Source organism: Thermaerobacter litoralis (assembly GCF_054654595.1).
This window is the reverse complement of sequence record NZ_BAAIES010000011.1, coordinates 64770-86383: the sequence shown is the minus strand read 5'-3', so window position 1 is coordinate 86383 and position 21614 is coordinate 64770. Positions and strand designations below refer to the sequence as shown.

18 protein-coding genes are annotated in these 21614 nt (G+C 73.6%); all 18 read left to right on the top strand.

What is annotated here, in order from left to right; translation table 11 throughout:
- Positions 1–9 precede the first annotated feature (9 nt).
- Positions 10–1020 (top strand): ABC transporter ATP-binding protein, encoded by a 1011-nt coding sequence (locus ACYQ02_RS11110; protein ID WP_460040483.1) that lies wholly within the window; start codon positions 10–12, stop codon positions 1018–1020.
- Positions 1021–1023: 3 nt separating this feature from the next.
- On the top strand, positions 1024–2070 hold the full coding sequence (locus ACYQ02_RS11105) for an ABC transporter ATP-binding protein (protein ID WP_460040482.1): 1047 nt from the start codon (positions 1024–1026) through the stop codon (positions 2068–2070).
- A 315-nt stretch (positions 2071–2385) separates the two neighbouring features.
- Positions 2386–2901 carry an ABC transporter permease gene (locus ACYQ02_RS11100; protein WP_460040481.1) on the top strand — a complete coding sequence of 172 codons (516 nt, stop codon included), beginning with the start codon at positions 2386–2388 and terminating at the stop codon, positions 2899–2901.
- Entirely contained in the window at positions 2898–3899 is a 1002-nt protein-coding gene (locus ACYQ02_RS11095) for an ABC transporter ATP-binding protein (protein WP_460040480.1), read from the top strand. Before ACYQ02_RS11100 ends, ACYQ02_RS11095 begins: the two co-directional genes overlap by 4 nt.
- 2 nt (positions 3900–3901) lie before the next feature.
- On the top strand, positions 3902–4969 hold the full coding sequence (locus ACYQ02_RS11090) for an ABC transporter ATP-binding protein (protein ID WP_460040687.1): 1068 nt from the start codon (positions 3902–3904) through the stop codon (positions 4967–4969).
- A gap of 97 nt (positions 4970–5066) precedes the next feature.
- On the top strand, positions 5067–6431 hold the full coding sequence (locus tag ACYQ02_RS11085) for a M20/M25/M40 family metallo-hydrolase (RefSeq protein WP_460040479.1): 1365 nt from the start codon (positions 5067–5069) through the stop codon (positions 6429–6431).
- A gap of 93 nt (positions 6432–6524) precedes the next feature.
- Positions 6525–7706 carry a M24 family metallopeptidase gene (locus ACYQ02_RS11080; protein ID WP_460040478.1) on the top strand — a complete coding sequence of 394 codons (1182 nt, stop codon included), beginning with the start codon at positions 6525–6527 and terminating at the stop codon, positions 7704–7706.
- A gap of 270 nt (positions 7707–7976) precedes the next feature.
- The gene (gatC, locus tag ACYQ02_RS11075) at positions 7977–8270 is read left to right on the top strand and encodes an Asp-tRNA(Asn)/Glu-tRNA(Gln) amidotransferase subunit GatC (RefSeq protein ID WP_460040477.1); all 294 of its coding nucleotides are present in this window, start codon (positions 7977–7979) and stop codon (positions 8268–8270) included.
- The gene (gene gatA / locus ACYQ02_RS11070; RefSeq protein ID WP_460040476.1) at positions 8270–9736 is read left to right on the top strand and encodes an Asp-tRNA(Asn)/Glu-tRNA(Gln) amidotransferase subunit GatA; all 1467 of its coding nucleotides are present in this window, start codon (positions 8270–8272) and stop codon (positions 9734–9736) included. Before gatC ends, gatA begins: the two co-directional genes overlap by 1 nt.
- Positions 9733–11331: an Asp-tRNA(Asn)/Glu-tRNA(Gln) amidotransferase subunit GatB gene (gene gatB / locus ACYQ02_RS11065; protein WP_460040475.1), complete on the top strand. Its 1599-nt coding sequence runs from the start codon at positions 9733–9735 to the stop codon at positions 11329–11331. The genes gatA and gatB overlap by 4 nt, the downstream gene beginning before the upstream one ends.
- A gap of 152 nt (positions 11332–11483) precedes the next feature.
- Positions 11484–15245 (top strand): efflux RND transporter permease subunit, encoded by a 3762-nt coding sequence (locus tag ACYQ02_RS11060; RefSeq protein ID WP_460040474.1) that lies wholly within the window; start codon positions 11484–11486, stop codon positions 15243–15245.
- A 188-nt stretch (positions 15246–15433) separates the two neighbouring features.
- The gene (locus ACYQ02_RS11055) at positions 15434–16189 is read left to right on the top strand and encodes a geranylgeranylglyceryl/heptaprenylglyceryl phosphate synthase (protein ID WP_460040473.1); all 756 of its coding nucleotides are present in this window, start codon (positions 15434–15436) and stop codon (positions 16187–16189) included.
- Positions 16164–17042: a D-amino-acid transaminase gene (dat, locus tag ACYQ02_RS11050; protein ID WP_460040472.1), complete on the top strand. Its 879-nt coding sequence runs from the start codon at positions 16164–16166 to the stop codon at positions 17040–17042. Before ACYQ02_RS11055 ends, dat begins: the two co-directional genes overlap by 26 nt.
- A 49-nt stretch (positions 17043–17091) precedes the next feature.
- Positions 17092–17616 carry a metallophosphoesterase family protein gene (locus ACYQ02_RS11045; RefSeq protein ID WP_460040471.1) on the top strand — a complete coding sequence of 175 codons (525 nt, stop codon included), beginning with the start codon at positions 17092–17094 and terminating at the stop codon, positions 17614–17616.
- A 61-nt stretch (positions 17617–17677) separates the two neighbouring features.
- The gene (locus ACYQ02_RS11040) at positions 17678–19507 is read left to right on the top strand and encodes an ABC transporter substrate-binding protein (protein WP_460040470.1); all 1830 of its coding nucleotides are present in this window, start codon (positions 17678–17680) and stop codon (positions 19505–19507) included.
- A 174-nt stretch (positions 19508–19681) separates the two neighbouring features.
- Positions 19682–20050: an NADH-quinone oxidoreductase subunit A gene (locus ACYQ02_RS11035; RefSeq protein ID WP_460040469.1), complete on the top strand. Its 369-nt coding sequence runs from the start codon at positions 19682–19684 to the stop codon at positions 20048–20050.
- Positions 20041–20622, top strand: coding sequence for an NADH-quinone oxidoreductase subunit B (locus tag ACYQ02_RS11030; protein WP_460040468.1), 582 nt, complete (start codon positions 20041–20043; stop codon positions 20620–20622). The genes ACYQ02_RS11035 and ACYQ02_RS11030 overlap by 10 nt, the downstream gene beginning before the upstream one ends.
- A 295-nt stretch (positions 20623–20917) precedes the next feature.
- A complete protein-coding gene (locus tag ACYQ02_RS11025) occupies positions 20918–21577 on the top strand; it encodes an NADH-quinone oxidoreductase subunit C (protein WP_460040467.1) in 660 nt (219 codons plus the stop codon).
- Positions 21578–21614 lie beyond the last annotated feature (37 nt).

Sequence of the window (21614 nt, the reverse complement as noted above, 5' to 3'; positions counted from 1 at the left end):
ACGAAGCCTATGGAGAAGCTGCTGGAAGTTCGCGACCTGCGCGTCCACTTCCGCACCCATGGCGGCGAGGTCCAGGCGGTCCGCGGCGTCTCTTTCGACCTGCACAAGGGCGAGACGCTGTGCATCGTGGGTGAATCGGGCTGCGGCAAGTCCGTCACGGCCCAGACCATCATGCGCCTGATCCCCATGCCGCCGGGGCGGATCGTCAGCGGGTCCATCCGGTTTCAAGGGAAGGACCTGACGAAGCTCTCCGAGCGGGAGATGCAGCGCATCCGGGGACGCTCCATGGGCATGATCTTCCAGGACCCCATGACGTCCCTCAACCCGACGATGACCATCGGCCGGCAGATCGCCGAGCCGCTGATCAAGCATCAGGGCATGCGGCCGGATCAGGCGCGGGCCCGGGCCGTGGAACTGCTCCACATGGTGGGGATCCCGAATCCGGAGGAACGGGTGCGCCAGTATCCCCACCAGTTCTCGGGCGGCATGCGGCAGCGGGCGATGATCGCCATCGCCCTCGCCTGCAACCCGGCGCTGCTGATCGCCGACGAGCCGACCACGGCCCTGGACGTGACCATCCAGGCCCAGATCCTCGAGCTGATGCAGGACCTGAAGAAGCGCCTGGGCACGGCCATCATCCTGATCACCCACGATCTGGGCGTGGTGGCGCGCATGGCCGACCGCATCGCCGTGATGTACGCCGGCCAGATCGTGGAGCAGGGGACGGCGGAGGAGATCTTCCACCATCCGAAGCACCCGTACACCGAGGCGCTGCTGCGGTCCATCCCGCGCCTGGATGATCGCCGGGACCGGCTGCAGGCCATCCCGGGGACGCCGCCGGACCTGTTCGCGCCGCCGGCGGGTTGCCCCTTCGCGGCCCGCTGTCCCTACACGATGCGGGTTTGCCACGACTACGATCCCGCGCTGGAGGAGATCCGGCCCGGACATTACGCCAAGTGCTGGCTGCACCATCCGTACGCGCCGGTGGTGGGCCTCAACGCCGAGGAAAGGGGGGCGTGAGCGATGGCCAAGGGTGGAACGGCGACGGCGGTGGCGGCGCGGGACGCCGCGGGGGCGAGCGCCGGGCAGCCGGCGCAGGAGCGCCCGCTGCTGGAGGTCCGCAACCTCAAGCGCCACTTCGAGGTGGGCCGCGGCGCGGTGCTCAAGGCCGTGGACGGCGTCTCCTTCCAGATCCGGCGCGGTGAGGTCCTCGGCCTGGTGGGCGAGTCGGGCTGCGGCAAGTCCACGGTGGGGCGCACCATCGTTCGCCTGTACGACCCCACCGAGGGGCAGGTACTCTTCGACGGCCAGGATGTGCACAAGCTGTCCGGCCAGGACCTGATGCGCTTCCGCCGCCGCGCGCAGATGATCTTCCAGGACCCCTACGCCTCCCTCAACCCGCGCATGCTGGTGTCAGAGATCATCGGCGAGGCCCTGGACCTGCACGGCATGGTGAAGAGCCGGAAGGAGCGCACGGAGCGCATCCACGAGTTGCTGAGCCTGGTGGGGCTCAACCGGGAGCATGCCAACCGGTTCCCCCACGAGTTCTCCGGCGGCCAGCGCCAGCGCATCGGCATCGCCCGGGCGCTGGCGGTGCAGCCCGAGTTCATCGTCGCGGACGAGCCCATCTCCGCCCTGGACGTCTCGATCCAGGCCCAGATCGTCAACCTGATGACCGATCTCCAGGAACAGTTCGGCCTGACGTACATCTTCATCGCCCACGACCTGTCCATGGTGAAGCACATCAGCGATCGCGTGGCGGTGATGTACCTGGGCCAGATCATGGAGCTGGCTCCCAGCGACGAGCTCTACCACCGGCCCCAGCACCCCTACACCCAGGCGCTGCTGTCGGCCGTGCCGATCCCGGACCCCGCGGTGGAGCGCACGCGGGAACGCATCGTGCTCAAGGGCGACGTCCCGAGCCCGGTCAACCCGCCCCGGGGGTGCCCCTTCAACACCCGCTGCCCCCTGGCGGAGAAGATCTGCTTCGAGGCCCGGCCCCAGATGGAGGAGATCGCGCCGGGGCACTGGGCGGCCTGCCACCTGGTCTCGGGCAAGGGCGCGGCGTGAGGGGCGCCCACGACGGAAGAACCGGCCCACGGCCGGCGCTCCGCCGGGTCCCGTGCGGTCTCTTACAACCCAGGCCTGCTCGTCCGACCCGCCGCCCTCCGGGCGGCGGGTTCTTTTGTTTGGCCCCACCCGCCGGTTAATCTGCCACGGCGACACCACCTGGCAGCATCGCCGCATCCACTTCCTGTCAGGTACTATTTAGAGCCTATTCAGAAAATGGAAAACAAGAATGCAAATAAGATCCTTCGCAACAAACAGTAGGGAATCTCGTCTGGCCGTCATATTCTTTCTTTGGAAGGGCGACGGATACAAGACGTGGAGGCCGCCCGGGCCATCGGCACCCCGGCGTGGGACATCATGATCAACCACCTGCTGCGCAACGCCACGGCCCCCCTGATCGTCAACGCCACCCTGATGATCGGCGGGGCGATCCTGGCCGAGTCGGCCCTCTCCTTCCTCGGCCTCGGCGTACAGCCGCCCCAGACCAGCTGGGGCCAGATGCTGAACAATGCCCAGCAGTACATGCTGACGAACCCGCTGCTGGCGGTCTACCCCGGCGCCTGCATCTTCCTCACCGTGCTGGCGGTGAACTTCGTGGGTGACGGCATCCGCGACGCCTTCGACCCTCGGCAGAAGGAACGGGTGCGCCGGAGCTGGCGGGTCGCCGCGGCCTTCGGGCGGGCCGCCGTGGGCGAAGGGCGGGCCGCGGCCACCGCGATCAGCGCCACCCCCGCCCGTGGGCGTGGGCCGGCGGGCGGCCGGCGCCTGCCCGGCGCTGGCGGCGGCCGGGGGACCCCCTCGGGCGCCAGGGAAAGGAGGCGACGCCCGTGAGCCGGCCCTTGCTCGAGGTGCGTGACCTCACCGCCGGGTTCCTCACCGCCCAGGGCCCCCTGGTGGCCGTGGAGGGAGTCTCCTTCACCGTCGGGGTCGGCGAGACCGTCTGCCTGGTGGGGGAGTCGGGCAGCGGCAAGAGCGTGACCTCCCTGGCCATCATGCGGTTGCTCGAGTACGACAACGGCGCCATCTTCGCCGGGCACGTGCTGCTGGACGGCACCGACCTGGCCGCCAAGACCCAGGAGGAGATGCGCCGGATCCGCGGGCGGCAGGTGGCCATGGTCTTCCAGGAACCGATGACCGCCTTGAACCCCGTGTTCACCATCGGCGACCAGATCGCCGAAGCCGTCATGCTGCACGAGGGCAAGGGCCGGGCGGAGGCCATGGCCCGGGCGGTGGAGATGCTGCGCCTGGTCGGGATCCCCGAACCGGAGGTGCGGGTGCGCCAGTACCCCCACGAGTTCTCCGGCGGCATGCGGCAGCGGGCGATGATCGCCATGGCCCTGGCCTGCCGGCCGCGGCTGCTGATCGCCGACGAGCCGACCACGGCCCTGGACGTGACGATCCAGGCCCAGATCCTCGACCTGCTGCGCCGGCTCAAGGCCGAGCTGGGCATGTCCATTCTGCTGATCACCCACGACATGGGCGTGGCCGCCGAGATGGCCGACCGGATCGTGGTCCTGTACGCCGGCCGGGTGGTCGAGGAGGGGCCCGTCGAGCAGATCTTCGAGCGGCCGTCCCACCCGTACACCATCGGCCTTCTGGCCTCGGTGCCCGATCTGGAGGCCCCGCGGCAGCGGCGGTTACAGGCGATCCCGGGGAGCGTGCCCAGCATCGACCGGATGCCGGCGGGGTGCCGGTTCCACCCCCGCTGTCCCTATGCCATCGACCGCTGCCGGGAAGAGGAGCCGCCGCTCCAACCGGTGGCCGCCGGGGGGCGGGCGGCCTGCTGGCTGGCCGATGAGGTGGCGGCCGAGAGGGGGCTGGGAACGTGAGCATGCCCGAGCGGGCGGTGGAACGGGCCCGCACCGGAGGGGCGCCCGCCGGCCCCGGGTCCGCGGCCGGGCCGGCCCAGGCGACGCCGGAAGCCGGTGCCGGCGAGCCCCTGGTGCGGGTCGAGGACGTGAAGAAGTACTTCCCCATCACCCGGGGCGTGCTGGGGCGCACGGTGGGCCATGTCCGGGCCGTCGACGGCGTCACGATGGAGATCCGCCAGGGGGAGACCTTCGGCCTGGTGGGCGAGTCGGGCTGCGGCAAGTCGACCCTGGCCCGGGTGATCTTGCGGCTGGTGCCGGCCACCGGTGGCCGGGTCTGGTTCGCCGGCCGTGACCTCTTCGCCCTGCGGGGACCGGAGCTGCGCCGGGTGCGCCGGGAGATGCAGATCATCTTCCAGGACCCCTTCGGCTCCCTGAACCCGCGCTTCACGGTGGCCGACATCATCGGCGAGCCCCTGCGGGTCCACGGCATGCGCCGGCGGTCCCAGCGGGAGGCGCGGGTGGCCGAGCTGATGGAGCTGGTGGGGCTCAACCCCGCCTGGCGGCACCGCTTCCCCCACCAGTTCTCCGGCGGGCAGCGGCAACGCATCGGCATCGCCCGGGCCATCGCCTTGAATCCCCGCTTCGTGGTGGCCGATGAGGCGGTCTCGTCCCTGGACGTGTCGGTGCAGGCCCAGATCCTCAACCTGCTGGCCGACCTGCAGGAGCGCCTGGGGCTGACCTACCTGTTCATCGCCCACGGCCTCAACGTGGTGCGCCACGTCTCCACCCGGGTCGGGGTGATGTACCTGGGCCAGCTGGTGGAGGTGGCGCCCACGGAGGAGCTGTTCCGCCACCCTGCCCATCCCTACACGGCGGCGCTGCTCTCCGCCGTCCCCGTGCCCCACCCCCGCCGGCGGCGGGAGCGGATCGTCCTGCAGGGAGACGTCCCCTCGCCGGCCAATCCTCCGTCGGGATGCCGGTTCCACCCGCGCTGTCCCTTCGCCCAGCCGCGGTGCCGGGAGGAGATGCCCGTCCTGCGGCCGCTGGCCTCGGGCCATCACGTGGCCTGCCACTACCCCCTGCAGTGACGGTGGCGGGCTGAAGACGCCGGTGGCGGCCCGTGGGGCGACCGTCCCGCGGGCCGCCTCGAGTTTCTCAAGTTCCGTCCCTGAAGGAGGTCGAGCGATGGAACGCGCCATCGCCTACAGCCGGGCCCACCGGGACCAGGCGCTGGCGGACCTCCAGGCTCTCCTGCGGCAGCCCTCGGTGGCGGCCCAGGACCTGGGCATGGACGCTTGCGCCGATCTGGTGGCCTCCATGCTGGAGGCCGTGGGCGCCCGGGTCGAACGGGTCCCCCTGGAGGGCGGCTACCCGGTGATCTACGGCGAGATCGACGCCGGCGCCCCCCGCACCCTGCTCTTCTACAATCACTACGACGTCCAGCCCCCCGAACCGCTGGAGGAATGGGCGGTCGACCCCTTTGCCGCAACCGTCCGCGACGGGCGGCTGATCGCCCGGGGCGTGGCGGACAACAAGGGCAATCTGATGACCCGCATCAAGGCCGTCGAGGCCTGGCTGCGAGGCGAGGGGCGGCTGCCGGTCAACGTCAAGTTCGTCATCGAGGGGGAGGAGGAGATCGGCAGCGTCCACCTGCACCAGTTCATGGAGCGGTACGCGGACCGCCTGGCCGCCGACGGCGTGGTGTGGGAGTCGGGCGGCAAGGATGCCCGGGGCCGGCCGGTGATCTCGGCGGGCTGCAAGGGGATCCTGTACGTCGAGCTGGTGGCCCGGGCGGCCAACCAGGACCTGCACTCCAGCCTGGCGGCCATCGTGCCCAACCCGGCCTGGCGGCTGGTCCAGGCGCTGGCGACCTTGAAGGACGTCCCCTCCGACCGGGTCCTGATCGAGGGCTTCTACGACGACGTCCGCGCCCCGACCCCTGCCGAGCGCGCCCTGCTGGAGCGGTTTCCCCTGGAAGAGGACGAGATGCTGGCGGGCTGGGGCCTGGAGTCGTTCATCGGCGGGCTGCGGGGGGTCGACCTCCAGGAGAAGCTGCTCTACGCCCCGACCTGCACCATCTGCGGGATCGTGGCGGGTTACACCGGTCCCGGCACCAAGACGGTGCTGCCCCGGGAGGCACGGGTCAAGCTGGACTTCCGCCTGGTGCCCGACCAGCGGGCCGACGACATCCTGGCCAAGCTGCGGGCCCACCTGGACCGCCACGGCTTCGGCGACCTGGAGATCCTCGTCCTGGGACCGGAGGACCCGGCCCAGACCGACCCGGACCACCCCCTGGTCGGCGTGATCCGGGACACCGCCCGGGAGGTCTACGGGGTCGAACCGGTGGTGCGGCCGCGGACGGCGGGGACGGGGCCCATGTTCCTGTTCCACCGCATCGGCCTGACGGCCACGGTCGACGGCGTCGGCATCGGCCACCACGGCTCCCTGGTCCACGCCCCCAACGAGAACGTCTTTGTCGAGGACTACTACCGCGGCATCGAACACGTCATCCGCATCCTGGACCGGTTTGCCGCGGCGCCCGGACGCTGAGCCCGGTGCCGCCGGCCGGGGGCGGCCGGCGCGGGGCCGGGGTGGCCAGAGCCGGAGTGGGCAAGGGACGCGGCGATGAGGGGAGGAACGGCCATGTGGTCCATCAGCGACGGGGAACTGGCGCGGCGCCGGCGGCGGGTCTTGGAGGAACTGGCCGCCCGCGGGGCGGCCGCCTTCCTCACCTACAACCCCACCTCGATCTTCTACCTGACCAACTTCCACTTCATCCCCACGGAGCGGCCGGCGGCCCTGCTGGTGGAGGAATCGGGCCGCGCCGGCCTGCTGGTGCCGCGGCTGGAGCTGGAACACGCCCAGCTGGTGGCCCGGGTCGATGAGGTGCGGGACTATCCCGAATACCCCGGCGAGGTCCACCCCATGGAGCATCTGGCCCGCTGGCTCAAGGAGCGGGGGCTGGGCCAGGCGCACCTGCTGGCGGAGGCGCCGGGGTACGCCTCGTCCTGGGGGTACCAGGGGCCGGCCCTGGGCGAGCTGCTGCCGGACGCCCGGATCACGGTGGACGGCAAGCTCATCGAGCGGCACCGCTTGGTGAAGTCGCCCGAGGAGATCGCCCTGATCCGCGAGAGCTGCCGCTGGGCCAACCTGGCCCACGAGCTGCTCCAGGAGTACGCCGTGCCGGGTGCCAGCGAGGTCGAGATCAGCCACCAGGCCTCCCACGAGGCGACCATGGCGATGATCCGCGCCTTCGGCCGGGGGCGGCGGCCCGTGGGGCGGCTGGAGGCCTTCGCCGGGTTCCGCGGCCAGGTCGGGCCCAACAGCGCCCTGCCCCACGCGGTGACCATCAACGCGATCCTCAAGCCCGGCGACGTACTGGTCACCGGCGCCACCGCCTTCGTCGGGGGTTACCTGAGCGAGCTGGAGCGCACCATGTTCGTCGGCGAGCCCAGCGCCGAGCAGGAGCGGTTCTTCCGGCACATGCTGGCCCTGCAGGAGGTGGCCTTCGCCGCCATCAAGCCGGGGGTGCCCTGTGCCGCCGTGGACCGGGAGGTCCGCCGCTACTACGACGAGCACGACCTCTGGCCCTACTGGCGCCATCACGTGGGCCACAACATCGGGCTGCTGGGGCACGAGGCCCCCTTCCTTGACATCGGCGACGAGACCGTCATCGAGCCCGGCATGCTGTTCACGGTGGAACCCGGCCTCTACGTGCCCGGCCTGGGCGGCTTCCGCCACTCGGACACGGTCCTGGTGACCGAGGACGGGATCGAGATCCTGACCTACTACCCGCGGGACCTGGAGAGCCTGATCTGCGGGTAGGGGGCCGACCCTTCCTGCGGGCCCACCCGCCCCGCCGCCGGACCACCCGCCCCCTCCCGGGGCGGGTGGCGGCCTTCCCGGGACGGGTGAGGATCTTCCCGCAGCGGGCCGGCTCTTCGAGGAGGGCTGCAGCGGGCGGCTGTTTCAGGAGGGCTGCGGCCGTCCCGGGGCGGGCGGCGGCGGGCAGGGGGGCCGGCGGCGGGCGCGGTCGCCGCCCAGGGTCTGGCGGGAAACCTTGGTGTATAATGGCCGCACGAGAGGAGGACGAGCATGGCCGACATCACGCGGGAAGAGGTGCGGCGGATCGCCGCCCTGGCCCGGTTGGGCCTGGATCCCGCCGAGGAGGAGCGGCTGGCCGGGCAGATGGTCCGGATCGTCGAGGCCATGGCCCAGCTGCGCCGGGTCGAGACCGGCGAGGCGGAGCCCCTGACCCACGTCCTGGCTGGCCTGGGCAACGTGACCCGGCCCGACGAGCCCCGGCCCGGCACCGACCGCGAGGCCCTGCTGGCTGCCGCGCCCGACCGCAGCGGCCCATTCCTGCGCGTTCCCCGGGTGATCGAGTGATGGACGAGCTCTACTACGAACCCGTGCACCGGCTGGCGGACCTCCTGGCATCGGGCCAGGTGAGCTCCCGGGAGCTGACCCGGCTCTTCCTCGACCGGATCCAGGAGCTGGACGGCACCGTCGGCGCCTACCTGACGGTGACGGCCGAGCGGGCCCTGGCCCAGGCCAAGGAGGAGGACGAGCGGCGCCGCCGGGGCGAGGCGGCGGGGCCGCTGGCCGGCGTGCCGGTGGCGGTCAAGGACAACCTCTGCATCCAGGGCGTGCCCACCACCGCGGCCTCCAAGCTGCTGGCCGGCTACCGCCCGCCCTATACGGCCACCGCCGTGGAGCGGCTGCGCCGGGCCGGGGCGGTGATTCTCGGCAAGACCAACATGGACGAGTTCGCCATGGGCTCGTCGACGGAGAACTCGGCCTTCCGCATCACCCGCAACCCGTGGGACCTGGACCGGGTGCCGGGCGGTTCCAGCGGCGGCTCGGCGGCGGCGGTGGCGGCCGGGGAGGCGCCGGCGGCCCTGGGGTCCGATACGGGCGGGTCGATCCGCCAGCCCGCCGCCTTCTGCGGTGTGGTGGGGCTGAAGCCCACCTACGGCCGGGTGTCCCGCTACGGGCTGATCGCCTTCGCCTCGTCCCTGGACCAGATCGGCCCTCTGACCCGGGACGTGACCGACGCCGCCCTGCTGCTGGAGGCCATCGCCGGCCACGACCCGGCCGATGCCACCTCGGCGCCGGTGCCCGCGGAGCGCTGGCGGGAGGCCTTGACGGCCGAGGTCCAGGGGGTCCGCATCGGCCTGCCCCGGGAGTTCTACGGGGAGGCGGTGGAACCCCAGGTGGCCGGCGCGGTTCGGGCGGCGGTGGAGCGGCTGGTGGCCGACGGCGCCGTGGCCGAGGAGACGTCCCTGCCGTCGGCGGAGCACGCCCTGCCGGCCTATTATCTGATCGCCACCGCCGAGGCGTCGTCCAACCTGGCCCGCTACGACGGGGTGCGCTACGGCTTCCGCGCCGAGGCGGCCGACCTGGCGGCCATGTACCTGGAGACGCGGAAGAACTTCGGCGCCGAGGTCAAGCGGCGGATCCTGCTGGGCACCTTCGCCCTGCGGGAGGGCTACTACGACGCCTACTACCGCAAGGCGCTGCAGGTGCGCCGGTTGATCAAGGACGACTTCGACCGGCTCTTTGCCACCTACGACGTGCTGATCACGCCCACCTCGCCGGTGGTCGCCTTCCCCCTGGGGGCCCGCACCGAGGACCCGCTGGCCATGTATGCCGCCGACATCTGCACCTTGCCGGTCAACCTGGCCGGCCTGCCGGCGGTGTCCGTGCCCTGCGGCTTTGCCGGCGGGCTGCCCGTGGCGTTGCAGATCATCGGCCGCCCCTTTGCCGAGGACACGGTCCTGCGGGTGGCCTATGCCATCGAGCAGCGGCTGCAGCTGGACCTGCGGCCGCCCCTGGGGAGGGTTGCCGCATGACGACCCCGGCGGGAGCCGAACCCAAGGCCATGGGGGCGGGCGGCGGAGCGGTGGCGGCCCCGGCCGCAGCCCCGGCCCCGGCCCCGGCGGATGGCGGCGCGCCGGTCTGGCAGGAGAAGGACGGCCTGCGCTACCGCGTCATCGTGGGCCTGGAAGTCCACGTGGAGCTGCGCACCCGGACCAAGATCTTCTGCAGCTGCCCCAACCAGTTCGGCGCCGAGCCCAACACCCACGTCTGCCCGGTCTGCATGGGCCTGCCCGGCACCTTGCCGGTGCTCAACCAGCAGGCCCTGGAGTACGCGGCCCTGGCTGCCCTGGCCCTGAACTGCCGCATCGCCCGGGAGACCAAGTTCGACCGGAAGAACTACACCTACCCCGACCTGCCCAAGGGCTACCAGATCTCCCAGTACGACCAGCCCCTGGCCACGGGCGGGTGGGTCGAGATCGACCGGCCGGACGGCCTGGGCGGTGGAACGCGGCGGATCCGCATCCGCCGGCTCCACCTGGAGGAGGACGCCGGCAAGTCGGTTCACGACCAGGACGCCACGGGGACCCTGCTGGACTTCAACCGGGCCGGGGTGCCCCTGATCGAGATCGTCACCGAGCCCGACCTGGCCTCGCCCGAAGAGGCGCGCCTGTTCCTCCAGGAACTGCGCACGGCCATCCTCTACACCGGTGTCTCCGACGTGCGGATGGAGGAGGGCTCCCTGCGCTGTGACGCCAACGTCAACGTGGTGGTGGCCGGGGCGGGACCGGGCGGCGCAGACCTGCGCACCCCCATCACCGAGATCAAGAACCTCAACTCCTTCCGCTCGGTGGTCCGGGCCTTGGAGTACGAGGTGGCCCGGCACCTGGAGGCCGTGCGGCGGGGCGGGCCGCTCCAGCGGGAGACCCGCCACTGGGATGAGGGGCGGGGCGTGACCCGGCCCTCCCGCGGCAAGGAGGAGGCCCACGACTACCGCTACTTCCCGGAGCCGGACCTGCCCCGGCTGGTCCTGGACGAGGCCTGGGTGGAGGGCCTGCGGGCCAAGTTGCCCGAGCTGCCCCGCCGGCGCCGGGCCCGGTACATGGAAGAACTGGGCCTACCGGCCTACGACGCCGGCGTCCTGACGGCGGACCCGGCCCTGGCCCGGTTCTTCGAGGACGTGGTGGCGGCGGGGGTGCCCGCCAAGGCGGCCAGCAACTGGATCATGGGCGAGGTGCTGGCCCATCTCAACGCCACCGGCCGGTCGGTCCAGGACCTGCCCTTTGGGCCGGGCCAGCTGGCCGCCCTCCTCCGGCTGGTGGAGAAGGGGACCATCAGCGGCAAGATCGCCAAGGAGGTCTTCGCCGCCATGCTGGAGACGGGCGGCGACCCCGAAGCCATCGTCCAGGAGCGGGGCCTGGTCCAGGTGACCGACGAGGGCCAGCTGGTGGAGTGGGTGGAACGGGCCATCGCCGAGAACCCCGAAGCCGTCGCCAACTACAAGGGCGGCAAGACCACCGCCCTGGGCTTCTTGGTCGGCCAGGTGATGCGCTACAGCAAGGGCAAGGCGAACCCCCAGCGGGTCAACGAGCTGTTGAAGGAGCGGCTGGACGCCCCGGGCGACGGCTAGCCGCGGCCACCGCGGACCGGGTTCGCGGCACGGGGGCAAGGGCGGCCGCGGGCCGGGGTTTTGGTGGGAACCTGGATAGAACCGGGGCCTGCGGGCCATCCTTCAGACCGGCGGCGCGGCGGCGCCGCCGGTCCTTTTCGGGAGGGTCCGCGGTGGCGATCTGGCGCTGGGCCATCGCTCGGCCGGTGGCCACCCTGATGGCCATGGGGGTCCTGGTCTGGGCCGGGCTCTTCGCCCTGCGCACCCTGCCCGTCGGTTTGCTTCCTGCCCTGAACCCGCCGGTGTTGACGGTGGTCACCCCCTTCCCCGGCGCCTCCCCGGAAGCCATCGATCAGCTGCTGGGCCAGCCCTTGACCGAGGCCCTGCGCACCGTCCGCGGCGTCGACACCGTCACCGCCCGCTCCGGGGACGAGGCGGCGGTGGTCGTCCTGCGCTTCCACTGGGGGGCCGACCTGGAGGCGGCCCGGGAACAGATCCACCAGCGCCTGGACGCCCTGCCCCTGCCGCCGGGGGCGGGGCGGCCCCAGGTGTGGCGCTTCGATCCCCAGCAACTGCCGGTCCTGGAGGTCAGCCTGGCGGGGCCCGGTGACGCGGTGGAACAGGCCCGGCGGGTGCGCGAGGTCCTGCTGCCTCGCCTGGAGGCGGTGCCCGGCGTCGCCGCCGTCCACCTGCGCGGCGCCCCGACGGAGGCGGTGGAGGTGCGGCTGGACCCGGCGGCCCTGCGGCGCCACGGGCTGGCGCCGGGCCAGGTGCAGGCGGCCGTGGCGGCCGCGGCGGCCACCGTGCCGGCGGGGGCCGTCACCGGCGGCGAGGGCGCCCGCCGCTGGCCGGTGCAGGTGGAGGGCGGGTTCCACCGCCTGGAGGATCTGGAGCGGGTGGTGGTGGGCCTCTCGTCGCCGGTGACGGTGGTGCCCCGGCCGCTGGCGCCCGGGGATCCCGGGACCGGGGCGGACCCCGCCCACGGAGCCCCTTCGCCCGGCGGGGACGGGGCGGCGGCTTGGCCGTCCCGGGCCTTCCAGCGGCTGGCGGCCCTGCTGCGGGGCGCCGGCGCCGCGGGCGGCGGGGAGGAGGCTGGGTCCGGGGAGCTGGGCTGGCCCTCCGCGGGACGCCCCTGGGAGGCCCTCCTGGCCGGCCGCCTCGCCGCCGCCTTCTTGCCTGCCTCGGGGCCCGGCGCGGCGGGAGCGGGGGCGGGGAGCCAGGCCGCCGCGGCGGCCGTCCCGGCCGGGGCCGTGCCGGTGCGGCTGGCCGACGTGGCCACCGTCCAGGTGCGCCGCGATCCGCCGGCGGACCTGGAGCGGCTCAACGGCCGGGACGGCCTGGGCCTGGTGATCTACCAGGAACCGGCCGCCAACACCGTCTCCGTCACCCGGGCGGTGCGGCAGGCGCTGGCGGCCGGTCTGGCCGGGCTCCCCGGCTGGGAGGCCACCGTGACCTACGATGGCGGCCAGATGGTGGAGCGGGCCGTGCGGGGGGTGGGCCAGTCCCTCCTGGTGGGGAGCCTCCTGGCCGTGGCGATCCTCTGGCTCTTCCTGCGCCGCGGCCGGGCGGTGCTGATCGTCGCCGCGGCGATCCCCATCAGCGCCTGCGCCACCCTGGCGGCCATGCACCTGGCCGGCATGACCCTCAACGTGATGAGCCTGGGCGGCCTGGCCTTGAGCGCCGGCGTGCTGGTCGACCAGGCCATCGTCGTTTTGGAGAGCATCGCCCACCGGCGCCAGGAGGGCCTGCCCGCCCGGGAGGCGGCCGACGCCGGCACCGCCGAGGTGGCCGCGGCCATCGCCGCCTCCACCGTGACGAACCTGATCGTCTTCCTGCCCGTGCTGTTCCTGGGGGGTCTGGCCGGCCAGCTGTTCCACGACCTGGCGGTGACCAATGCCCTGGCCCAGGCGGCGTCGCTGCTGGTGGCTGTGACCGTGGTGCCGGCCCTGGCGGCCTGGTGGCTGGACGAACCGGCGGGGGCGCCGGCCCTGCCCGGCGGCGCGGCCGGCGCCGAGAACCGGCCCGGCCCCGGCAGCGCCGCCGCGGCGGCGAACGGGAGGGGAAGGGGAGGGGAAGGGTCCGGCGCCGGCGGCGATTCCCGGACGCCCCAGCCCGGCGGGCCCGTCCCGCGGTTGCCGCGGGTGGTGGAGGCCTGCCTTTCCCGCCCGGGCACCACCCTGCTGGCGGCCCTCTTGCTGGTCGCGGCGACGATCCCCGCCGCCCGGGGGCTGGGGACTGAGTTCCTGCCCGCCGTCGACGAGGGGGCGGTCGACATCACCGTGACCCTGCCCGAGGGCGCCGCCCTGGAAGCCACGGCCGCCGCGGTGAAGCGGGTCGAGGCCGCCCTGGCCGGCCTGCCCGGCGTGGAGGCTGTGATCGCCCGGGCCGGCGGCAGCGCCTGGCCGGGGCAGGCGGGGGCGGCGAACCAGGGGCTCGTGCGGGTGCAGCTGGCGGAAGGGGCCGGTTCGTCCGCCCAGTGGACCGAACGGATTCGCCGCCGGCTGGCCCGGGCCGGGCTGGGCGAGGCGCCGGGCCCCGCCGGCGGAGCCGGCTCCGGCGGAGGGCCGGGCTTGCGGCCGGCGGATGGGGCGGCCCCGGTCCAGGTGGCGGTGCGCCCGCGCAACCTCTGGGCCGACGTGGGCGCCGGGGCGCCGGTGGTGGAACTGGCCCTGCGAGCCCCGGATCCCGCCACCCTGGCTGAGGCGGCGGCCCGGGCCCGCCGGGCCCTGGCGGCGACCCCCGGCCTGGCCGACGTGGCGGTCGACCTGGACCGGACCGAGCCGCTCCTGGCGGTGCGGGTGGACGGGGCGGCCGCCGCCGGCTTCGGCCTCGCCCCCGCCCAGGTCGGCCAGCAGCTGCGCCTGGCCCTGGCCGGCGAGACGGTGGCCCGGGCCCGGGTCGGCGGCCGCTGGTTGCCCGTGGTCCTGCGCACCGGGGAAGAGGATCCCCGCCCCGCCGCCGCGCCCGGGGGACGCGACGCTGCCGGAAGGGCGGGCGGGACGGCTGCGGGCGGCCTAGCCCCCCGCGATGGAGCCGGCCAGGACACGGCCGGCCAGGCCGGCGCGGGCACGGGAGGCGGCGCCGGACGGCGGGAGGGATTGGCGGCCCTGCCGGTGGCCGGAGGGCTGGGCTGGACCCGGCTCGGCGACGTGGCCTTCTTCCGGCCGGGGGCAACGGCGGCCGCCCTGGTCCGCCGGGACGGCTGGCTCTCGGCGACCCTGACCGCCCGGGTGGCGGAGGGCATCGACCTGGGCACCGCGGTGGCCCAGGCCCGCCGGCAGGTGGCCGCCGTGCTGCCGCCCGGCGCGGTGGTCGAACCGGCGGGGACCGCCGTCCTCATGGAGGAGGGCTTCGCCACCCTGGTGCCGGCCGCCCTGGGCGCCCTGCTGCTGACCTACATGGTGATGGCCGCCCAGTTCGAGTCCCTGGTCCACCCGCTGCTGATGATGGTGACCCTGCCCCTGGCCCTGGTGGGGGCGGTGGCGGCGCTGGCGGCCACCGGCCACGCCATCGGCCTGACCGCGGTGATGGGGGCCATCGTCCTGGCGGGCATCGCCGTCAACAACGGGATCGTGCTGGTCGACGCCGCCCTCCGCCACCGGGAGGCGGGCGACCCGCCCGGGGCCGCGATCCGGCGGGCCTGGCGCCGCCGCCTGCGGCCCGTCCTGATGACGGCGCTCACCACCTTGCTGGGCTCGCTGCCCATGGTGCTGGTCCCCGGGCGCGGCAGCGAGCTGGAGGTCCCCCTGGCGGCAGTGCTGGTCGGGGGCCTGTTCACGTCCACCGCCCTGACGCTGGTGGTGTTGCCCTGCGCCTGGCTGCTGGTCGAGGGGCGCCGGCACCCCCCGGCGGGTATGCCGCCGGCGGAGGGGATGCGGCCGGCGGCGGGGCGGGCCACCGGCGCCCCGGGGGGATCCGGTAGCCCGCAGGGGTAGGGGCGGGCCGCCGGCGCCCCGGCGGGAACTGGCAACCCGCCGGGGTAGGGGCGGTTCGACCCCCTGGCGAACGAAACTCTTTTAAGCCCATCTGCGATGGTCGCCCCAGTCCCTTGGCTGGGGTCGCCGGCGCGGTGCCCGGCCAGGGAGCCGGCCGGGACGCCCCTTGGGCCCGGGGGAGGCGAAGCATGACCTGGCGCGCGTGGCGCCATGCCGTGAAGCTGGATCCGGCCCGCCCGCTGGATCCCGACGTGATCCGCCGGCTGCCGGAGACGGGGACCGATGCCCTGATCCTGGGGGGCAGCGACGGCATCCGCCGGGAGGCCGTGTTCCACCTCCTGGACGCCGCCCGGGCGACGGGCCTCCCCGTGGCCGTGGAGGTCTCCTCCGTGGAGGCGGTGGTGCCGGGCGCCGACTGGTATCTGGTGCCGATGGTGCTCAACACCGCCGACGTGCGCTGGCTGGTGGGCGCCCACCACCAGGCCTTCGCCGACCTGCACCGCATCGCCCCGGGGATCCCCGTGCCCTGGGAGCGGGTGGTGACGGTGGCCTACATCGTCTGCAACCCCGACGCCACGGTGGCGCGGGTGGCGGCCGCCCGGCCGCCCGCGGGCCCCGGCGCGGTGGCGGCCTGGGTGACGGTGGCCGAACGGCTCTTGCGCGCCGACATCGTGTACATTGAGTACAGCGGCCGGTATGGGGATCCGGCGTGGGTCAGGGCCGCCGCCGGCGCCCTGCGGGCGGCCCGCCTCTTCTACGGCGGCGGTCTGCAGACGGCGGACCAGGCGGCCGAGATGGCCGCCCATGCCCACACCGTGGTGGTGGGCAACGCCCTGTACCGGCCCGACGGGCTGGAATGCATCCGGGCCACCGTGGAGGGCGCGCGCCGGGTGCGGCCCGGAGAGGGAGGGGAACCCTTTGCCGCCGGAGGTCGTCTTCCTTAACGGATCCTTTGTGCCCTACGAGCAGGCCGTGGTGCCCGTGGAGGACCGCGGCTTCCTCTTTGCCGACGCCATCTACGAGGTGATCCGCTGTTACGGCGGCCGGTTCTTCCGCCTGGACGATCACCTCCAGCGGCTGGAGCAGAGCGCCGCCGCCTTGGACATCCCCCTGCCCTACGACCGGGCGCGCTGGGCGGCGGTCCTCGAGGAACTGATCCAGCGCAACGGGGTCCGGGACGGTTCGGTGTACGTCCAGGTCACCCGGGGCGTCGCGCCCCGCAGCCACACCTGGGCGGAGGGGCTCCAGCCGACGGTGGTCGCCATCGCCCGTTCTGGCGGCACCCCCGCGCCGGAGGCGGTGGAGCGGGGCGTCAAGGCGATCACCGTTCCCGACAACCGCTGGGGGCTCTGCTGGGTCAAGACGACGGGCCTGCTGCCCAACGTGCTGGCCAAGCAGCAGGCGGCGCGGGCCGGCGCCTACGAGGCCCTGTTCGTCCGGGATGGGCTGCTCACCGAGGGGACGTCGAGCAACGTGTTCGTGGTCCTGGAGGGGGTCGTCTACACCCACCCGCTGGCCAACATCCTGCCCGGGGTGACCCGCGCCGTGGTGCTGGAGGTGGCCCGGGAGGCAGGGCTGGAGGTGCGGGAGCAGGCGATCCCGGCGGGGTGGCTTGAACGGGCGACGGAGGTCATCCTCTCCGGGACCAACAGCGAGGTCCTGGCCGTGGTGGAGGTCGACGGGCGGCCCGTGGGCGACGGCCGGCCGGGGCCGGTGTTCGCCCGGCTGCGGCAGGGGTACCTGCGCCGGATCGCCCAGGAGACCGGCGCGGCGGTGGAACCGGGCGCCCCGGCCTGAAGCGCGGGCCCGGTGGCCCGCGCTTCAGGCCGGCGAGGAGGTCCGTCCGATGGGGACCCGCATCCTGGTGCTGTCGGATACCCACATCCCGGGCCGCGGGCGGTCGCTGCCGCCCGCGGTGCTGGAGGCGGCGGCCCAGGCCGACCTGATCGTCCACGCGGGGGACCTGGTGAGCCTGGACGTGTACGATGAACTGGCCCTGCTGGCGCCGGTGGTGGCCGTGTGCGGCAACGTGGACGACCCCGAGGTCTACCGCCGGCTGCCGCCGCGGGCGGTGGTGGAGCGGGAGGGCGTGCGGATCGGCGTCACCCACGGGCACCTGGGGAAGGGGGCGACGACCCCGGACCGGGCCCTGGCCGCCTTCGCCACGGACGTGCCGCCGCCGGCGGTGGTGATCTTCGGCCACAGCCACCAGCCGCTGATCGAGCGGCGGGGCGACGTCCTGCTGTTCAACCCGGGTTCGCCCACCGACCCGCGGCGGGCTCCCGCCCCGACCTATGGCTGGCTGGAGCTGGAGGCGGGGGTGGCGCGGGCGCGGCTGGTCGAACTGCCGCGGGGGCCGCGCGGGCGGTAAGGGCGCGCCCGGCGCCCGGCCACGACCCGCTACAGCAGCGTGAACGGGGAGAGGATCGCGGTTGTCCGAGCAGACCCTGAGCTGGCGTCGCCGGTTGGGGGCGGCGGTGATCCTGGCGCTGGTGATCACCGCCGTGGCCGGGATCTGGCGCATGGCGGGCACCACGGCCCGCGCGCCCGCCGTCCCCGCGGCCGGCGGCGGCGACCCGGCGCCGGCTCCTGGTGACGAGGAGGCCGTGCCCGAACTGGTGCTGGGGAGCCTGGGTGGGTTCGAGGGGTGGAACCCGCTGCTGACCGAGCGCCATCCCCTGCAACCCCTGATCTTCCGCAGCCTGGTCCGGTACAACGACCGCATGGAGGTGGAACCGGACCTGGCAGCGTCCTGGGAGGTCAGCGAGGACGGGCGGATCTACACCCTGCACCTGGCCGAGGCCACCTGGTCCGACGGGCGCCCGGTGACGGCGGACGACGTGGTCTTCTCCCTGACCACCCGCCTCCACCCCCGGGCCGACCGGCTGGCGGCCTACAACCTGGCGGCCTTGAACGGCGCGTCGGCCTACCTGGCCGAGCTGGACCGGCTGGACCGGGACCGGCAGGCCGGGCTGCTGGACGAGGCGACCTGGGAGGCCCGGGCCATGGCGGCCTACGACCGCTGGCTGGAGCGGCGGGCGGTGCGGGCGGCCGACCCCCGGACGGTGGTGGTGACCTTCTCGGAACCCTATGCGCCGGCGTTGGAGCTCTTCACCCTGCCCATCGTGCCGGCCCACGCCTTTGCCAGCCAGCGCGACGCCCTGGACCCGCGGCATCCCTTCCACACCAGCCAGCCGGTGGGCTCGGGACCCTACCGGCTGGACAGCTGGGTGCCGGGGGTGCAGGCCCGGCTCGTCGCCCGCGACGACCTGCCGGCCGGGGCGCAGCCGGGCTATCCGGTGGTCATCGTGCGGTTCTTCCGGGACCAGGAGGAGCTGGACCGGGCGGTGCTGGCCGGGGAGGTGGACGCCGGCCGGCTGTCGCCCGACGCCGCCCGTCAGGTCCTGGCGGGCCAGGAGCCCCTGCGGCTGGTGGAGTTCCCCGACCTGGGCTACACCTACCTGGCCTACAACCTGGACGATCCGGTCCTGGCCGACCCGGCCGTGCGGCAGGCCATCGAGTGGGCGGTCGACCGGCAGGCCGTGGTGGGTGAGCTGTTCGGGCGCTATGCGGAGGTGCTGACGGCACCGGGGTTGCCCGGCACCTGGTGGGCGGCGCCCCAGCCCCTGCCCCGCTACGATCCCGAGGGCGCCCGCGCCCTGCTGGAGGCGGCCGGCTGGCACGACGCCGACGGGGACGGGGTCCGGGAGAGGGGGGAGGAGCGCCTGGCCATCCGGCTGGTGACCCACCGGGAAAACCGCTACCGGGAGGAGGCGGCCACCATGCTGGCCGAGTTCCTCCGGGCGGTGGGCTTCGCCGTCGAGGTGCAGGTGGTCGACTGGCCCGACCTGGTGACCGCGCTGCGGGAGGGCCGCTACCAGGCGGCCCTGCTGGGGGTGGGGGTGGGGGTCGACCCCGACGGCTTCGCCCTCTGGCACTCCCAGGGGCACCTGAACTTCACCCGCCTCCACGACCCCGAGCTGGACCGCCTGCTGGAAGAGGGGCGGCACGGCGGCGACCGGCGGGCGGTCTATCGCCAGGTGCAGGAGCGGCTGGTCGAGCTCCAGCCGGCCCTGTTCCTCTGGCAGGAGATCCAGGTGCTGGGCGTGCGGCAGGGGATCGCGGGTCCGGTCACCGGCTCCCCGGGCGGGTTCTTCTGGAACGTGGCGGCCTGGCATCCGGCGGACGAACCCGGCCCCGCCGGGGCGGCCCCGCCGGCCAGCGACACCCCGGCGCCGGCCGCCGGCGGGGGCGGCCGCTGAGGCCCGGGAAGGCCGTCAGGCCGCATGGCGCTTTGGTTGACACCCTTTTTCGCTTCTCCATATAATGTGGATGGCTTTCGGGCGGGCTCCTTCATGTTCCGAATTTCACGAAGTCCCGCCCGTCGCATTTCTTTCCCGGAGGCGGGACCTGCCGGGGAAACGGGGGTCGGCCAGTTGGATTCCCGCATCTGGATCGACGTGCTGGTCTTTCTCATCGCCGGGGCCAGCTTCCCCATGGTCAACGTGGCGGTGAGCCGGCTGCTGCGGCGCGACTGGCGCGAGCCCAGCAAGCTGACCACCTACGAGACCGGGATTCGCCCCTACGGCGATGCCCGCGTGCGGTACAGCATCCACTACTACATCTTCGCCCTGATCTTCCTCGTGTTCGACGTGGAAGTGGTGTTCTTCTATCCGTGGGCCGTGCGGTTCCGCGAGCTGGCCCAGATGGGGCCTTTCGTCTTCCTGGAGATGGCCCTGTTCATCGTCATGCTGGCGGTCGGCCTGATCTACGCGTGGAAGAAGAAGGTGTTACGATGGGCGTGACCAATCCGCGGGTCACGGGGCCGTCGGGCATCACCCTGGCCGATCTGGCCTGGGACGAGACGGATCCCGACCACCTGATCGACCGGGCGGCGGAGCGCCTGCCGGGCGTGTGGGAGTACCTGCCCGGGGTCATCACCACCAACCTGCAGACCCTGGTCAACTGGGGTCGCAAGAACTCCCTCTGGTACCTTTTGTTCGGCATCGCCTGCTGTGCCATCGAGATGATGGCGGCCGGCGCCTCCCGCATCGACCTGGACCGCCTGGGTTCCGTCTTCCGGGCCTCGCCGCGGCAGGCCGACATGATGATCGTGGCGGGGACCGTCACCGAGAAGATGGCGCCGGTGATCAAGACCCTCTACGATCAGATGGCTGAGCCCAAGTACGTGATCGCCATGGGGGCCTGCGCCTCCAACGGCGGACCCTATTACCAGGGCTACAACGTGGTCGACGGGGTCGACAAGATCGTGCCCGTCGACGTCTACGTGGCGGGATGCCCGCCGCGGCCCGAGGCGCTGATCTACGCCATCATGAAGTTGCAAGACAAGGTGGCCCGGGCGAACCTGCCGGCCTGAGATCCGACGGCGCAGCCCCGCGGGGAGCGGGGCTGGCGTTTGCCTGGGCGCCGTGACCGGACCGGGCGGGTGCCGTGGCGGGCGGTGGCGCTGCCACGGGCCCGCCGGGGGCCAGCGGCCGCCGGCCGCGGACCTGCCGGCCGGGCCCGGATCGCCCGGTCGCCGGGTTCCACGGGTGCAGGCGGGCGGGACGAGCCGGCGGGGCCCACGGCGGCCCGGCCGAGCGCAGCGATCCGCGGCGGTCCCGGCGCCCGCCACAAGACCGGGTGTGCCGGAAGGATGGGGGGAAGAACCTGTGGCCGAGCACTCTGAGGCGGCGCCCGCCCAAGCCCGGGACGACCGCCCGCTGCACACCCACCAGGACGACAAGCCCCTGCTGGAGGCCCTGCCCTTGCCGGCGGAGGGGACCTTCGTCGATCCCAAGGCGAAGAAGAAGGCCGCGGCCGGGGACGCCGCCGCCGAGGGTGCGGCGGTCGACCCGGTGGTCGCCCGCCTGCGCGAGGCGTTCCCCGACGTGAGCTTCGATCCCGTGGCGGCCACCGCCGACGGGTGCCCCATCGTCACCGTGCCGAAGGAGCGGTGGCTTGAGGTGGCGCGGTTCCTCCGCGACGACCCCCAGCTGGGCTTCGACTACCTGTCCGATCTCTGCGGGGTCGACTACAAGGACGCCCTCCAGGTGGTCTACCAGCTGCGGGGCGTGGGCCACGACCGGCGCCTGACGGTGAAGGTCAACACGGGCAAGGACGACCCCGAGGTGCCCAGCGTGGTGGAGGTTTGGCCGGGCGCGGGCTGGCACGAGCGGGAGGCCTTCGACATGTTCGGCATCCGCTTCAGCGGCCACCCGGACCTGCGCCGGATCCTGATGCCGCCGTGGACGCCCGACGACGTCTTCCCGCTGCGGAAGGACTTCGTCGACCGCCGGCCCAAGCGCGAGCGCAAGGTGCGGCCGCGGTGAGCGGGGCGGCGGACGGGCGGGCGGGATGCCGGCAAAC

Bases quoted from the DNA above. Each gene is read 5' to 3' on its own strand.
- ACYQ02_RS11110 (WP_460040483.1), top strand. From the start codon at position 10: ATGGAGAAGCTGCTGGAAGTTCGCGACCTGCGCGTCCACTTCCGCACC.
- ACYQ02_RS11105 (WP_460040482.1), top strand. From the start codon at position 1,024: ATGGCCAAGGGTGGAACGGCGACGGCGGTGGCGGCGCGGGACGCCGCG.
- ACYQ02_RS11090 (WP_460040687.1), top strand. From the start codon at position 3,902: ATGCCCGAGCGGGCGGTGGAACGGGCCCGCACCGGAGGGGCGCCCGCC.
- ACYQ02_RS11085 (WP_460040479.1), top strand. From the start codon at position 5,067: ATGGAACGCGCCATCGCCTACAGCCGGGCCCACCGGGACCAGGCGCTG.
- ACYQ02_RS11080 (WP_460040478.1), top strand. From the start codon at position 6,525: ATGTGGTCCATCAGCGACGGGGAACTGGCGCGGCGCCGGCGGCGGGTC.
- gatC (WP_460040477.1), top strand. From the start codon at position 7,977: ATGGCCGACATCACGCGGGAAGAGGTGCGGCGGATCGCCGCCCTGGCC.
- gatA (WP_460040476.1), top strand. From the start codon at position 8,270: ATGGACGAGCTCTACTACGAACCCGTGCACCGGCTGGCGGACCTCCTG.
- gatB (WP_460040475.1), top strand. From the start codon at position 9,733: ATGACGACCCCGGCGGGAGCCGAACCCAAGGCCATGGGGGCGGGCGGC.
- ACYQ02_RS11055 (WP_460040473.1), top strand. From the start codon at position 15,434: ATGACCTGGCGCGCGTGGCGCCATGCCGTGAAGCTGGATCCGGCCCGC.
- ACYQ02_RS11045 (WP_460040471.1), top strand. From the start codon at position 17,092: ATGGGGACCCGCATCCTGGTGCTGTCGGATACCCACATCCCGGGCCGC.
- ACYQ02_RS11030 (WP_460040468.1), top strand. From the start codon at position 20,041: ATGGGCGTGACCAATCCGCGGGTCACGGGGCCGTCGGGCATCACCCTG.